At 74.5% G+C, this 14,232-nt stretch carries 12 protein-coding genes and 1 riboswitch; of the genes, 7 read left to right on the top strand and 5 right to left on the bottom strand.

Going from position 1 to position 14,232, the window contains the following annotated elements; all coding sequences use genetic code 11:
* The first annotated feature begins 15 nt into the window (after window positions 1-15).
* From eccCa to GA0070564_RS30155, 6 genes are all read left to right on the top strand, one after another.
* Window positions 16-3,978 (top strand): type VII secretion protein EccCa, encoded by a 3,963-nt coding sequence (eccCa, locus tag GA0070564_RS04800; protein WP_091602990.1) that lies wholly within the window; start codon window positions 16-18, stop codon window positions 3,976-3,978.
* 257 nt (window positions 3,979-4,235) lie between these two features.
* Window positions 4,236-4,544, top strand: coding sequence for a WXG100 family type VII secretion target (locus GA0070564_RS04795; protein WP_088969525.1), 309 nt, complete (start codon window positions 4,236-4,238; stop codon window positions 4,542-4,544).
* 31 nt (window positions 4,545-4,575) lie between these two features.
* Window positions 4,576-4,854 carry a WXG100 family type VII secretion target gene (locus GA0070564_RS04790; RefSeq protein ID WP_091602987.1) on the top strand — a complete coding sequence of 93 codons (279 nt, stop codon included), beginning with the start codon at window positions 4,576-4,578 and terminating at the stop codon, window positions 4,852-4,854.
* A gap of 107 nt (window positions 4,855-4,961) precedes the next feature.
* Window positions 4,962-6,350 carry a S8 family serine peptidase gene (locus GA0070564_RS04785; protein ID WP_176730543.1) on the top strand — a complete coding sequence of 463 codons (1,389 nt, stop codon included), beginning with the start codon at window positions 4,962-4,964 and terminating at the stop codon, window positions 6,348-6,350.
* A gap of 37 nt (window positions 6,351-6,387) precedes the next feature.
* Entirely contained in the window at window positions 6,388-6,924 is a 537-nt protein-coding gene (locus GA0070564_RS04780) for a hypothetical protein (RefSeq protein ID WP_091602980.1), read from the top strand.
* Window positions 6,921-8,507: a WXG100 family type VII secretion target gene (locus GA0070564_RS30155; RefSeq protein WP_091602977.1), complete on the top strand. Its 1,587-nt coding sequence runs from the start codon at window positions 6,921-6,923 to the stop codon at window positions 8,505-8,507. Before GA0070564_RS04780 ends, GA0070564_RS30155 begins: the two co-directional genes overlap by 4 nt.
* A gap of 75 nt (window positions 8,508-8,582) precedes the next feature.
* Here GA0070564_RS30155 and mycP read toward each other — a convergent pair whose 3' ends face one another.
* Window positions 8,583-9,866, bottom strand: coding sequence for a type VII secretion-associated serine protease mycosin (gene mycP / locus GA0070564_RS04770; protein WP_091602974.1), 1,284 nt, complete (start codon window positions 9,864-9,866; stop codon window positions 8,583-8,585).
* Window positions 9,867-9,942: 76 nt separating this feature from the next.
* Window positions 9,943-10,275, bottom strand: a complete 333-nt coding sequence (locus tag GA0070564_RS04765; protein ID WP_091602970.1) for a helix-turn-helix transcriptional regulator — start codon at window positions 10,273-10,275, stop codon at window positions 9,943-9,945.
* Between the two features lie 183 nt (window positions 10,276-10,458).
* Between GA0070564_RS04765 and GA0070564_RS04760 the strand changes: the two genes are divergently transcribed.
* A complete protein-coding gene (locus GA0070564_RS04760; RefSeq protein WP_091602967.1) occupies window positions 10,459-11,121 on the top strand; it encodes a carbonic anhydrase in 663 nt (220 codons plus the stop codon).
* Window positions 11,122-11,192: 71 nt separating this feature from the next.
* Here the strand turns inward: GA0070564_RS04760 and GA0070564_RS04755 are convergent, their stop codons facing one another.
* The 3 genes from GA0070564_RS04755 to GA0070564_RS04745 form a co-directional block, all read right to left on the bottom strand.
* Window positions 11,193-12,212 (bottom strand): coiled-coil domain-containing protein, encoded by a 1,020-nt coding sequence (locus GA0070564_RS04755; protein WP_091602964.1) that lies wholly within the window; start codon window positions 12,210-12,212, stop codon window positions 11,193-11,195.
* A gap of 4 nt (window positions 12,213-12,216) precedes the next feature.
* Window positions 12,217-12,347, bottom strand: a riboswitch (cyclic di-AMP (ydaO/yuaA leader).
* Window positions 12,348-12,513: 166 nt separating this feature from the next.
* The gene (locus GA0070564_RS04750; RefSeq protein WP_091602961.1) at window positions 12,514-13,848 is read right to left on the bottom strand and encodes a YibE/F family protein; all 1,335 of its coding nucleotides are present in this window, start codon (window positions 13,846-13,848) and stop codon (window positions 12,514-12,516) included.
* A 188-nt stretch (window positions 13,849-14,036) separates the two neighbouring features.
* Window positions 14,037-14,222 (bottom strand): SHOCT domain-containing protein, encoded by a 186-nt coding sequence (locus GA0070564_RS04745; RefSeq protein WP_245669806.1) that lies wholly within the window; start codon window positions 14,220-14,222, stop codon window positions 14,037-14,039.
* Window positions 14,223-14,232: the final 10 nt, after the last annotated feature.

The raw sequence follows: 14,232 nt of genomic DNA, 5'->3' as shown, positions 1-14,232 counted from the left end.
GGGGAGGAGACAGCCGTGAGCACGGTGGTGTTCCGTCGGCTTCCACGTCAACCGGGGCCCGCGCTGCCGCGCGGCGAGGTGCTGCTGGAGTCCCCACCGGAGTTGCCCGAGCAGACGCCGCGCAGCATGGGGCAGATCCTGATGATCCTGCCGATGATGTGCGGGGTCGGCGCGATGGCCTTCCTCTACGCCGGCAAGGGCGGCGGGATGATCACGTACGTCGCCGGTGGCCTGTTCGGCGTCTCCATGCTCGGCATGGCGCTGGGCACCCTCGCCGGTGGCAACAACGACAAGGCCGAGCTGAACGCCGAGCGCCGCGACTACATGCGCTACCTGGCGCAGATGCGCAAGCGCACCCGGCGCGCGGCCGAGCAGCAGCGGGCCGCGATGGCCTGGCGGCATCCGGAGCCGGACGCGCTCTGGTCGATCGCGGCGTCCCGCCGGCTGTGGGAGCGGCGGACCACCGAGGACGACTTCGGCGAGGCGCGGATCGCGCTCGGCCCGCAGCGCCTGGCCGTGGAGATCGTCCCGCCGGAGACCAAGCCGGTGGAGGACCTGGAGCCGATGAGCGCGATCGCGCTGCGCCGCTTCGTCCGGGCCCACTCGACAGTGCCCGACCTGCCCACCGCGCTGTCGCTGCGGGCGTTCAGCCGGATCGTGCTGCGCGGCGACCGGGAACCGGTGCTCGACCTGACCCGCGCCGCCCTCGGCCAGCTGGTCACCTTCCACGCCCCGGACGACCTGCACGTGGTGGTGGTCGCCGCACCGGACCGGCAGGCCGCCTGGGACTGGGTGAAGTGGCTGCCGCACGCGCACCACAGTGGTCGTACCGACGCGGCGGGGGCCCGCCGGCTGGTCTTCGCCAGCCTCGCCGAGGCCGAGGAGTCGCTGGCCGGCGAGCTCTCCGGCCGGCCCCGGTTCGCCCCGGAGGCGAAGCCGCTGACCACCGCCCCGCACCTGGTCGTGGTGGTCGACGGCGGGGAGCTCTCGCCGACCTGCCAGCTGATGGGGCCGGGCCTGCTCGGCGCGACGGTGGTGGACCTCTCCGGCACCGTGCCCCGCGACGCCGGCCGCTGGCTGCTCTGCCTCGACGCCGGCGACGGCAGCTCGCTGGAGCTGGTCCGGGGCACCAGCTCCAGCCGGCTGGGCCGCCCGGACCGGCTCGACGCGTCGGCCGCCGAGGGGCTGGCCCGGCAGATCGCGCCGTACCGGCTCTCCCAGCAGCAGACCACCAGCGAGGAGCCGCTGGCCCGGAGCATGGAGCTGCCCGACCTGCTCGGCGTCTCCGACGCCGCCGCGGTCGACGTCCGGCAGACCTGGCAGCCGCGCGGGCACCGGGACCGGCTGCGCATCCCGCTCGGCGTGGGACCGGACGGCAACGTCGTGGAGCTGGACTTCAAGGAGTCCGCGCACGAGGGCATGGGACCGCACGGCCTGGTGATCGGCGCGACCGGCTCCGGCAAGAGCGAGCTGCTGCGTACGGTGGTGGCCGCGCTGGCGGTCACCCACTCCTCCGAGGAACTGAACTTCGTCCTGGTGGACTTCAAGGGCGGTGCGACGTTCGCGTCGCTGGACGCCCTGCCGCACACCAGCGCGGTGATCACCAACCTCTCCGACGAGCTGCCACTGGTGGACCGGATGCGGGACGCGCTGGCCGGCGAGATGAACCGCCGCCAGGAGGTGCTGCGGGCCGCCGGCAACTACGTCTCCCGCTACGAGTACGAGAAGGCCCGGGCCGCCGGTGAGCCGCTGGACCCGATGCCCAGCCTGCTGATCATCTGCGACGAGTTCAGCGAGCTGCTCGCCGCGAAGCCGGACTTCATCGACCTGTTCGTGATGATCGGCCGGCTGGGCCGGTCGCTCGGCGTGCACCTGTTGCTGGCCTCGCAGCGGCTGGAGGAGGGCAAGCTGCGTGGCCTGGACACCCACCTGTCGTACCGGATCGGCCTGCGGACCTTCTCCGCGGTGGAGAGCCGGATCGTGCTCGGGGTGCCCGACGCGTACGAGCTGCCCAGCGCGCCGGGGCACGGGTACCTCAAGACGGACACCAGCACGATGCTGCGGTTCCGGGCCGCGTACGTCTCCGGGCCGTACCGGGCGCCGGGGCAGACCGCCGCGGTGACCCGGGCCGCCGTGCAGCGCCGGATCGTGCCGTACGGGGTGGACTTCGTTCCGGTGCGCTCGGCCGAGCTGCCGGTGGAGACCGCGCCGGAGCCGGAGCAGCCGGCCGACGGCAAGGCGGTCGCCATGCTGGACGTGCTGATCGAGCGGCTCACCGGCCAGGGGCGCCCGGCGCACCAGGTCTGGCTGCCGCCGCTGGCCGAGCCGCCGGGGCTGGCCGAGCTGCTGGGCCCGCTGGCCGTGCATCCGAGCTTCGGGCTGTGCACCGCCAACTGGCCGGGCCGGGGCCGGCTCACCGTGCCGGTCGGGGTGGTGGACCGCCCGTACGAGCAGCGCCGGGACCCGATGATGGTGGAGTTGGCCGGCGCGGGCGGCAACGTGGTGGTGGTCGGCGCGGCGCTCAGCGGCAAGAGCACCATGCTGCGATCGCTGATCGCCTCGCTGTCGCTGACCCACACCCCGCGCGAGGTGCAGTTCTTCTGCCTGGACTTCGGCGGTGGGGCGCTGCGCAGCCTGGACGGGCTGCCGCACGTCTGCGGGGTGGCCGGCCGGCGGGACACCGAGGCGGTCCGCCGGACCGTGGCCGAGGTGGTGGCGATCCTGGACGACCGGGAGGCCCGGTTCGCGCAGTACGGCATCGACTCGATGGCCGGCTACCGCCGCCGTCGGGCCGCCGGGGAGTTCGCCGACGACCCGTTCGGGGACGTCTTCCTGGTGGTGGACGGCTGGGGGACGCTGCGCCAGGAGTACGAGGAGCTGGAGCAGACCATCACCACGCTGGCGAACCGGGGCCTGGGCTTCGGCGTGCACGTGGTGGTCACCGCGACCCGCTGGGCGGAGATCCGGATCAACCTGCGGGATCTGCTCGGCACCAGGCTGGAGCTGCGCCTCGGTGACCCGGCCGAGTCGGAGCTCGACCGGCGGGCGGCGGCGAACGTGCCGGAGAAGTCCCCGGGCCGGGGCCTGACCCGCGACAAGCTGCACTTCCTCACCGCGGTCTCGCGGATCGACGGGCGGCGGGACATCGAGGACCTGACCGAGGCGTCGGTGGCGCTGGCCCGGCACGTGGCGGAGAACTGGCCGGGCCGGCCGGCGCCGAAGGTGCGGCTGCTGCCGCGCCGGCTGTCCCTGACGGAGCTGGCCCGGGTGGTCGACCGGTCCGCACCGGGCCTGCCGATCGGGGTGAACGAGTCGGCCCTGGCGCCGGTCCACCTGGACCTGGCCGGCGAGCCGCACCTGACCGTCTTCGGCGACGCCGAGTGCGGCAAGACGAACCTGCTGCGGCTGGTCGCCCGGCAGATCGTGGACCGCTACACCCCGGCCCAGGCCCGGCTGGTGATCGCCGACTACCGGCGTGGCCTGCTCGGTGCGGTGGAGGGCGACCACCTGCTCGACTACGCGCCGTCGAACCAGGTGTTCGCCAAGGGGCTGGCGTCGATCCGCAGCGCCCTGCAGAACCGGTTGCCCGGCCCGGAGGTGACCACCGCGCAGCTGCGCGACCGCAGCTGGTGGAAGGGTCCGGAGCTCTACATCCTGGTGGACGACTACGACCTGGTGGCCTCCGGTGGCAACAATCCGCTCAGCGCCCTGCACGAGCTGCTGCCGCAGGCCCGGGACATCGGCCTGCACCTGATCGTCACCCGCCGGGTGGGCGGGGTGGCGCGGGCGCTCTACGAGCCGGTGCTGCAACGCCTGCGCGAGCTGGATTCGCCGGGGCTGCTGATGTCCGGCAACCGGGAGGAGGGCGCCGTCCTCGGCACCCTGCGGCCGACCCCGCAGCCGCCGGGGCGCGGGGTGCTGGTCCGCCGTCGGGACGGTCAGCAGCTGATCCAGACCGCCTGGGTGGACCCGGGCTGAGGCGGTCCCGCCGGTCGCCGGGAGTGGTCCCGGCGACCGGCGTACGCCTTGCCGCACAAAGGTTCCGGTCGCGTCCTATGTGCCCGGTTAGAGCCGGCTGGTCAACCGTCCGGACGGGACCGGACAGGGCTGCGCGGCGTGGACACGGTGGGCTACCGTCTGCATGAGAATTGTCCGTCGGTGGGGTGGCTTGCCTTGCCGCGGGGGAGGGCGCGGCAGTTTTCCGCCGCCACAACGATGACGGAAGGGTGTGAAGCATGGCGTTCGAGGTCGAAGCATCGACTCTGCATCAAGCCGCGAGTGACGTGCGCTCCACGCGCAGCGAGGTCGACGGCGAGCTGAAGAAGCTGTGGAACGTGGTCGACGACCTGGCCATCGCCTGGAAGGGCCAGGCGTCCACTGGCTTCCAGTCGCTGATGACGCGCTGGAGCGAGGACACGACCAAGCTGCTGACGGCGATGGACAGCATCGCCGACCTGCTCGACAAGTCGGGTACGACGCACCAGGTCAACGACGAGGAGCAGCAGCAGATGCTGGACAAGTTCCACTCTGCTCTCAACCCGTGATCCGCAGCCAGGAGCAGAGGGAGGTAAAGCCATGATCAAGGTTGACTACGCGGTCCTCGAGAGCAGCAACCAGCAGATGCTGGCCATCTCGCGGACCATCGACGAGAAGCTGGACACGCTCCGGTCGATGCTCAGCAAGCTTCAGTGGGACGGCCAGGACCGGGCCGCCTACGAGCAGCACCAGGCGCAGTGGGACGCCGCCGTCCGGGACATCAACAAGATCCTGAACGAGATCGGTGGCGCTGTCGGTGTGGCGCGCGAGAACTACGTCAGCACCGAGATGAGCAACGCCAAGGTCTGGGGCAACTGAGATAATCGCCCGCGCGGCTCCGGTCCGGTCTGACCGGGCCGGAGCCGCGGTGCGTTGTCGGCCAGCCAGGTGGGAGAGCCATGGTCACGGGGAAGCGTCCACGAGGGGTGTCGCGGTCGGTCGCGGCCCTGGTCGCGGCGGTGCTGGCCGGGGCGTCCGCGCTGCTGGTGGCCCCCGCCCCCGCCCAGGCCTATCCGGTCCGCGACCAGCAGTGGTATCTGGACGCCCTGCGGGTGCCCGCCGCCCACGAGCTGACCCGCGGCCAGGGGGTCGTCGTGGCCGTGGTGGACAGCGGCGTGTACGCCGGCCACCCCGACCTGAAGGGCCAGCTGCTGCCGGGGCGCAGCTTCTATCCCGGTGGCCCGGCGAACGGCTGGTCCGACCCGGACAGGGAGAAGGGGCACGGCACCGCCGTCGCCGGGATCATCGCCGGCCGGGGCGGCGGTGACGGGACCCGGGAGCTGGGCATCGCCCCGCAGGCGCGGATCCTGCCGGTGGCGCTCGGCCCGAAGACCAGCCAGTGGGACGTGCTGGCCGGCGTCCGCTGGGCGGTGGACCAGGGCGCCGACGTGGTCAACCTCTCGCTCGGCGGTTTCGGCTCGAACGTCGACTCCACCCGCGCGGTGGAGTACGCGCAGAGCAGGAACGTGGTCGTGGTGGCCGGGACCGGCAACCGCAGCCAGGGCTTCGACGAGGTGGCGACCCCGGCGAACGTGCCGGGCGTGATCGCGGTGAGCGGCACGGACCGCTCGGGGAAGGTCTGGTCCGGTTCGGCGACCGGTCCGGAGACCGTCCTGGCGGCTCCCGCGGTGAGCATCATGGCCCCGCTCCCGCCGGGCGTGAACGGCAGCGCCTACGGCCTGAGCCAGGGCACCAGCTTCGCCACCGCGATCGTCTCCGGCGCCGCCGCGCTGGTGCGGGCCCGCTATCCGAAGCTGGACGCGGCCAACGTGGTGAACCGGCTGGTCGGCACCGCCCGGGACCAGGGCGCTGCGGGCCGCGACCCGGAGTACGGCTTCGGCTCCCTCGACCTGGTGCGCGCGTTGACCGCGACGGTGCCCACCGTCGAGGGCAACCCGCTGCTCGGCGCGTCGAAGAGCGGCACACAACCGTCGGCCGGCTCCCCGAGCCGCGCCGCGGACCGGCGGGACGACGGGCCGGCCCTGTCGTTCGGGGTGGCCGACGGCTGGGGGGCCGCCGTGCAGGTGGGGCTCTGCCTGCTCGGCGTGCTGGTGGCGGTCGCCGTGGTGGTGGCCCTGGTCGTGGCCAACCGCCGGGCGAGGCGACGGAAGGCGGCCGGTGCCGCGCCGGGCCACCATCCGCCGGCCGGGGTGCCGCCGGGCGTCGGCGGGGCACCCGGCCCCGGCCGGCCCACCGGCCCACCGGGTGGCTGGCATCCGTACCAGCACCGGCCGGTCGGTCAGCCGGCGCCACCGCGGCCGTACCCGCCGGGTGGGCCGGTGCCGCCCGCGCCACCGGCGGACCAGCAGCGTTGACAGGCACGTCGAGCACCGGGTTCGGGGGAGGAATCGGATGAGCGATCAGAACAACGGCGGTCCGGATCGGGTGGACGTGGAGCTGCCCGTCCCGCTGCCGGTCAGCCCGGTGCTGCCCGGGGCGCAGATCCGCGGGATCAGCTTCGACCGGATCACCGCCGACCAGGCGCAGGTCTCGGGCGAGCTGTCCGGTGGTCCGGGTGTCCGGACGGAGTGGGACGCGGCCAGCTTCGACTCGGCGGCCACCTGGCTGGAGTCGCACGGCGAGTACGTGCGGGGCCTCTCCACCAAGATGCACGTGATCGCCGAGCGGTTGGGCGGCGACGGCAAGGGCGGCGGACCGCTCGGCGGCTATCCGGCGGCGACCGAACTCCTCGGGCAGCACCGGGCCGTCCACGAGGGCACCAGGCGGAGCCTGGGCAAACTGGCCGACGACCTCTACGCGGCCGCGGAGGCGCTGCGCGCGGTCAAGCGCAACTACGAGACCGCGGAGGAGGCCAACGCCATGTCGGCCCAGCGGATGAACGAGCTCCTGCGCGGCACCGGGGGCCAGGGCGGGGGAGTCGACCGATGAGCGGTAAGAGCTGGGAGGAGATGGCCCGGGAGGTCCTCGTCGAGGGCAACCCGGCCGAGGTGCGCGGCGCCGCACTGGACTGGGAGGAGATCCTCCGTAACGTCGGGCAGGTGCGGGCCAGCCTGACGCAGAACGTCGGCGATCTGGGGCGGACGTGGAAGGGCCCGGCGTACGACGCGTTCAAGGGCCACGTCGACGGCCTGGTCAAGCAGATCGACGGCATGGTCGAGGCGGTGAGCGACCCGGGCGCCGGTCGGGTCGGGATCGTGCCCACGCTGGAGACGGCCGCCGCGCAGATCGAGAAGGCGCAGGCGGACATGCCGATCCCGGCGGCCTGCGTGGGTGACGTGCTGGCCGCCCGCAACGGCGAACTCACCCTGGGGGTGGGGTTCTTCGAGACGAAGGTTCGGGCCGACGTGCTGGGCAGTGCGCCGGTGGAGATGCTCGGCCAGCTGGGCGACTGGGTGACCGGCTGGTTCTCCGACCAGGAGGCCGACGCGCGCCGGGTCTACCAGGCGCTGGACGGTGGAGTCCGGGAGACGGCGGGCAGCGCCCCCCGGGGCGGGATCGACAGCATCGGCGACACGCCGCCGGCCCTGCCGCCGCCGCCGAGCCTGGGCGGTGGCGGCGGCGGTTCCGGGGTCGGTCCGATGCCGTCGGGCGGTCTCGGTTCGCCGGGCACCGGAGGCATCTCCGGCGGCGGCGTGCCGGGCGGGGTGGGTTCGGTGCCGGGCCTCGGCTCGGCCGACGGCTACGGCGGCGGGTCCGGGCTCACCGGGGTCGGCTCGGGTACCCACCCCGACCTCGGCGTCGGCGGTGGCGGGTACCCGTCGGGCGACCTCGGCGGGTTCGACCCGGGCACGGTCGGCGGCCACGTCCCGGCGGCCGGTGGCGGCGTCGGCACGGGTGGCGGCTACAGCACCGGGCTGGCCGGGGCCGCTCCGCTGCCCACCGGCTCGGCCGGTGGATTGGGCGGCGGCCTCGGTGGCGGTGTCGGCCTGGGCGGCGGCGCCGGTGCCGGCGCGGGCCTGAGCGGCGGGGGCGGCCTGGGCGGTGGCGCCGGCGCGGGCCTGCTGGCCGGGGGGATCGGTAGGCCGGTGAATCCGGGCCTGCCGCCGATGATGGGCGGTGGCGCGGCCGGCGCCGGTCGTGGCGGCGGTGGCCGGGGCGCGGGCGGACGGTTGGGCGCCGGCCGGGTCGGTGCGGGTGGCATGGGCGGCGGGATGGCGCCGGGCATGGGTGGCGCGGCCGGCGCCGGTGGCCGGGGCGCGGGGCGTGGCGCCGGTGCCGGGCGGGGCGTGATCGGCGGCGCCGGCGCGGGTACCGGCCGCGGTGGCACCGGCGCGGCCGGTGTCGGACCGGGCGCGGCCGGAGCGGGCGCCGGGCGTGGTGGCGGCGCGGCGGGACGCGGTGCCGGCGGAACGGGTGCCCGGGGTGCCGGCGGCCGGGGCGGCATGGCCGGCATGGGTGCCGGCGGTGGCGCCGGCTACGGCGAGGAGGAGCTGCCGCGCAACTCCTGGCTGGAGGAGGACGAGGACGTGTGGGGCGCGGACGGTGGCGGGGCACCCGGGGTGCTGCGCTGAGCCCTGTCCGGGCTCCGCTGCGGGCCACCGGTCACGCCGACCGGTGGCCCGTCGCCGTTCGCGGTTCCGGCGGGGTCAGCCGGTCGGGGCGGTGGGCCGGCGTCCGGGCCGCCAGCCGCGCCGCCGGCCGTGCGCCAGGACCGGACGGGAGACCAGCAGGAGCGCGGCGAGGAGCAGCCCGGCCAGGGCCACCCACAGGGCGACCGTGCGCTGCCAGGCCGTCGGGTCCTCCCGGGCGGCCGGCGCCGGCATCGCCCCGGGCGGCGGGTCGGCGCGTACGCCGAGCAGGCTGGTGACGGCCCGGTACGGGTCGACCACGCCGTACCCGATCTCGGTGTTCCTCCCCTCGGGCGGGCTGTCGGCGGTGCCGGTCAGCCGGGCGGTGACCTGGTCGGGGGTGAGGTCGGGCTGGGCGGCGCGGAGCAGCGCGACGACGCCCGAGACGTACGCGGCGGCGAAGCTGGTGCCGCCGTCGGGCTCGGGGAGGTAGCCGGCGCCCCGGGGGGCGGGGCCGATCAGGTTCAGCCCGGGCGCGGCGACGTCGACGTACTCGCCGCTGATCGAGGAGCCGACGTGTGCGCCCTCTTCGTCGACCCCGGCCACCGCGATCACCCCGGGATAGCTCGCCGGGTACGCCGGCAGGTCCCGCCGCTGCTGTTCGTTCGTGTTGCCGGCGGCGGCCACCACGACGACCTTCCGGCTCAGCGCGTAGCCGATGGCCTGCTCCAGCTCGGGCGTCGGCTCGGTCATCAGGGACAGGTTGATCACGTCGGCGTCGTGGTCGGCGGCCCAGCGGATCGCCTGCGCGATCTGACCGGGCAGCCCGGGGTCGCGGGTCTCGCCGGTGTCGGGGAGCACCCGCAGCGGCAGGATCGCGGCGTCCGGCGCGACGCCGGTGAACGGCGAGTCGGTGTCGTCCCGACCGGCGATGATCCCGGCCACGACGGTGCCGTGGCCGGCCTGGTCGCAGCGGCCCTGCCGTTGCGGGAGACCGCTGAAGTCGCGTCCCTCGCGGACCCGGCCCTGCAACGTGGGGTGGCTCGCCGACACCCCGGAGTCGATCACCGCGACGGTGACACCGGCGCCGCGGGTGATCGGCCAGACCGCCTCCGGCTTCAGTCGGCCCAGCGCCCACGGCCGTTCGGTGGGGGCGGGACCACCGGTGGGCCCGCAGGTGGGCGCCGGGGCGGCGAGGACCGGCGCGGCGAGGGCCGGGGTGGCGAGAGCGGGCGCGGCGAGGGCCGGGGTCGGGGTGGCGCAGAGCGCGCCGAGCAGGACCGCGGCGGCTCCACACAGGACGGACCAGGGGCGGACGTCCCGGTTCGACGGAAGCCGGGCCGGTGGGGAGCTCTCGCGCACGAGGTGAGGTTACCGCCGACGGGCCGGCGCCGGGGTCACGGGCGGGGTGTGCCGGCCATCGTGGAGGGTGGGCAGGTCAGCCGGCGTCGGGCCGCTCGACGGCCGGCACCGGGGTGAAGAGGGCGAGCAGGTCACCCACCTGGCGGTCGTTCTCGGCGGGGTGGCGGAAGTGGCCGCTCGGGTTGACGGTGTACTCGTTGCGCCGGCCCACCCGGGTGCGCTGGAGGTAGCCCTCGGCCTCCAGGTCGGCGACGATCGCCTGGGCGGCCCGCTCGGTGACCCCGACCTCGTCGGCCACGTCGCGCAGCCGGGCGGTGGGGTTGCGGGCGATGGCCAGCAGCACGTGCCCGTGGTTGGTGAGGAACGTCCAGTTCCGGGCGCTTCCGTTCTCGCCAGCTGTCGTCGCCATCCCGCCATGGTAGGGCCTACCGACGGAAGAGGTCGGGGTGCCGCCGCCGGGGCCGGGCGACGGCGACACCTGAAATCCGTATCACGAAATCTTGACGGGCTTTGCGCTGCGTGTGACGGTGGATGCTGGCCGCCTCCGTCGCCGGCCGAGTGACCCGCGTACGTGAGGGACGAGGTGAGGCGAATGCCGTGGAGCAGCCCGGAGCGCGCGCTCGACGAACTGCGGGCCGGTAACCGCCGGTTCGTCGCCGGTGCGCCGTACCACCCGAATCAGGACGCCGACCGGCGGGCCGCCGTGGCGGGGGGCCAGGACCCGTTCGCGGTGATCCTCGGCTGCTCCGACTCCCGGCTGGCCGCCGAGATCATCTTCGACCGCGGCCTGGGTGATCTCTTCGTGGTCCGCACCGCCGGGCACACCGCCGGTCCCGAGGTGCTGGGCAGCGTCGAGTACGCGGTCTCGGTCCTGCACACGCCGCTGGTCGTGGTCCTCGGTCACGACTCCTGCGGGGCGGTGCAGGCCGCCCGGCAGGCCGTCGCCACCGGCACCCAGCCGCCCGGGCACCTGGGCGCCGTGGTGGACGCCGTGCTGCCCAGCCTGCGCCGGGCCGCGGAGGCGGGCGTCGAGGAGATCGACGAGATCGTCGACATCCACATCGCGCAGACCGTGCAGGCCCTGCTCACGAACTCCGCCACCCTGGCCGAGGCGGTGGCCGCCGGCCGGTGCGCGGTGGTCGGCATGTCGTACCGGCTGAGCGCCGGCGAGGCGCGCACGGTGGCCGAGGTGGGGACCGGCGGGACGGCCGCGGTGCCCGCCCAGGCCGGCCCGGTCGGCCAGCCGACGGCCTGAGGCCGACCCGCCGACGACGCGGGCCGCCCCGCCGGACGGCGGGACGGCCCGGTGGTACGCGGGCACACGCGCTACAGCAGCGACACGTGCACGTGGTCGGTGTGGTTGGACGGGCCGCTGTACGACTTCCAACCGGTCGCCGGGAACCAGATCTGCCGGTTCCAGATCACGTAGTAGATGCCGAGCCGGTCCGCGTTGCGTAGCAGGAACGCGGCGAGGTTGTTGCCGTACGTGCGGGTGTCGTCGTTGTGCCACGGGCTGAACCCGCTGTCCTGCAACGACCAGTCGCAGGCCCGGCCCTTCGGGTGCTCCCACGGCCCGCCGGGGCGGTAGCAGCCGACGAAGCGGTCGAAGCCGGCCCGCTTGACCTCCTTGTACATGTGCAGCGTCCGGGGCGTGATGCAGCCGGAGGTGGTGGGGTCGTCCTCGCTGCACGACTCGCGCCGCCACTCCCCGTCGGAGCTGCGGCCGGGCGCGACCCGGGCGACCGGTGAGGTCTCGGCGACCAGGCCGCCGGTGAAGCCCTCGCCGCCGACCAGCTCCAGCGACTTCTCCGCCTCGCTGCGGCGCTTGGCGATGATGTTCGTCTGCCGCTGCTGCTCGCGTACCTCGGCGTCGAGGCGCAGCTTGGCCTCCTCGGCCTTGCGCTTGGCCTCGGTCACCTCGGCGAGCTTCTGCTCGTTGACCATGTTGATCTCGTCGAGCACGGCGGCCCGCTTGACGAACGAGTCGGGGGTGTTGCTCTCCAGCAGCACGGCCACCGCGCCGATCCGGCCGGTCTTGTACGACGCGGCGGCGATCTGACCCACCTGCGGGGTGAGCCGGTCCAGCTCGTTCTGCGCCCGGCGTACCTCCAGGGAGAGCGCGAGCTGCTTCTTCTTGGACTTCGCCAGCTGGGCCTTGGCCTTGAAGTAGCCCCGGTTGGTCTGCTCCAGCACGTCGTTGAGCAGCGGCGGGTCGTCGTCCTCCTCGTGCCCCGATGGCTTGGGGGTGGACGGTGCGGCCGTAGCCGGCAGCGGGCCGGTGACGATGCTGAGCGCGGTGAGCACGGCCACCACCGGTGTCAGCCAGCGGCGCAGGGGTGCCGTCACAGTGTTCCCTTCCCTCGACCGCCGACCGGGTTAGCTGACGGATTCGGGACGGAAGTTGCCCCGGCCGCTCGCGCGGCTTCACCCCAGATACCTGGTTCCCCGGTTCGCCGTACGGCGATTTGGCGGTGGCACCGCAGGCGCCGCAGCGCGCCTTCGTCGGTGACCGGCAGCGAGGTTACCCGAGAGCCGGGCATGCGAGCTACGTCCGGAACCCGACCAAAACCGTTATTTCGCAGTAGCGATCGGTAACCAGTGACACGTTTATCAACGGTGGTGGCGTAATCGGTCACGCTGCGCAGTGTCACCATGTGTCGTCCGTACTCCTCTCCGGATCGTGCCACCGGGCGGGGGCCGGGGCGGTGGGGGTGCGCGGCGCGCTCAGCGCCTCCAGCGCGACCGCGCGGTCGGCGGCCGGCCGGCGGGCCTCGGATGTGGTGTCGGCGGGGTCGCCGGCGCCCCGGCCGGCGGTGGTCACCAGGGCGGCCAGGCCGGTGGTGAGCGGGACCGCCGCGATCAGGCCCAGCGTCGCCACCGCGCTGCGGACGATCTCCTGGGCCATGAACTCGCTGGTGAGGATCTGGCCGACCGGGCGGGAGTCGGCGACCAGCAGGAGCAGCAGCGGCAGCGAGGCGCCCGCGTACGCCAGCACGATCGTGTTGACCGTGGAGGCGATGTGCGCCCGACCGACCCGGGTGGCCGCCCGGTAGAGCTGCCGGCGGGACAGGCCAGGGTTGGCCTTCGCCAGCTCGGTGACGGTCGCCGCCTGGGTGACCGTCACGTCGTCGAGCACACCGAGCGAGCCGATCACGATGCCGGCCAGCAGCAGGCCGTGCAGGTCGACGTCCTGCTGGAACATCGACAGCGTGGTGGCGTCCTCGCTGCCGTACCCGGTGAGGTGGGTGGCGGCGGTGGCCAGCGTGCCGAGCACGCCGGTGAGCACCAGGCTGCCCAGGGTGCCCAGGACGGCCACCGAGGTCTGCGCGGTGATCCCGTGGGTGAGGTACAGCACCACGAACATGATCAGGGCGGAGCCGGTGACGGCGATCAGCAGCGGCGACCCACCGGCGGCGATCCCGGGGAGCACGAAGCCGAGCAGGACGGCGAAGCTCGCGGCCAGGCCACCGAGCGCCGCCAGCCCGCGCCACCGGCCGAACGCGACGATGGCGGCGGCGAAGACCACCACCAGCCAGACCAGCGGCGCCCCACGCTGGTGCTCGGCGATCTGGTAGCTGCTCGCCGTCGGGTCGGCCGGGTCGGCGAGCTTCACCAGGACGATCTCGTCGCCCGCGGTCACCCGCGGGGCGCCCGGCCCGGCCGGCAGCGGGGCCTCGACCTCGCGTCCGGCGTCCGGGCCCTGCTCCACGCGTACGGTGACCGTGCCGCACGGTCCGTCCCGCCCGGTCGGACCGCCCGCCGGGGTCTCCGGGCCCGGCGGGCACTCCTGGGAGACCACCCGGGACACCGTGCCGTGGTGGCGGGGCACGTCGGAGCCGGGGTCGCGGTCCGGGGTGGCCCGGGGCCAGAGCGCCACCGCGGCGACCACGGTGAGCACGAGGAGCGGCACCACGGTCGCGACGAGGATCCGCCGCACCCGGGGTGGGGCGGGCGGCGCGGGATGACCGTGGTCGGCGCCCATGGCGAAGTCTCCTGACGTTCTCCAGCGGGGTACGGCTCAGCGGCCGGGTCGGTTCACCGCGGACCGCGGAGCATCGCTGGGAATGGTAGCCAGGCCCCCTCCGGTCGCAGGTCACTCAGCCGTCCGGCGGCACGTCGGGGTGACGCGCCGCCGGTTGTCGGGCCGACGCCGCCCGGCGGGGTCGACGCTCAGGCGAGGCTGCCGCGCCGCCGGCGGTACTCCTCGTCGTCGATCTCACCCCGGGCGTACCGCTCGTCGAGGATCCGTCGGGCCGAGGCGGAAGCGGCCGGACCGCGCTCGCGGTCGGTTAGCCGGAACATCGCCCAGATCAGCCCGACCAGCACCACCAGCCCCAGCAGGGACCAGATCCACATCCAGCCCATC

This window comes from Micromonospora mirobrigensis (assembly GCF_900091555.1).
Classification (GTDB): Bacteria; Actinomycetota; Actinomycetes; order Mycobacteriales; family Micromonosporaceae; genus Micromonospora; species Micromonospora mirobrigensis.
This window is presented reverse-complemented; position numbering and strand designations above follow the sequence as displayed.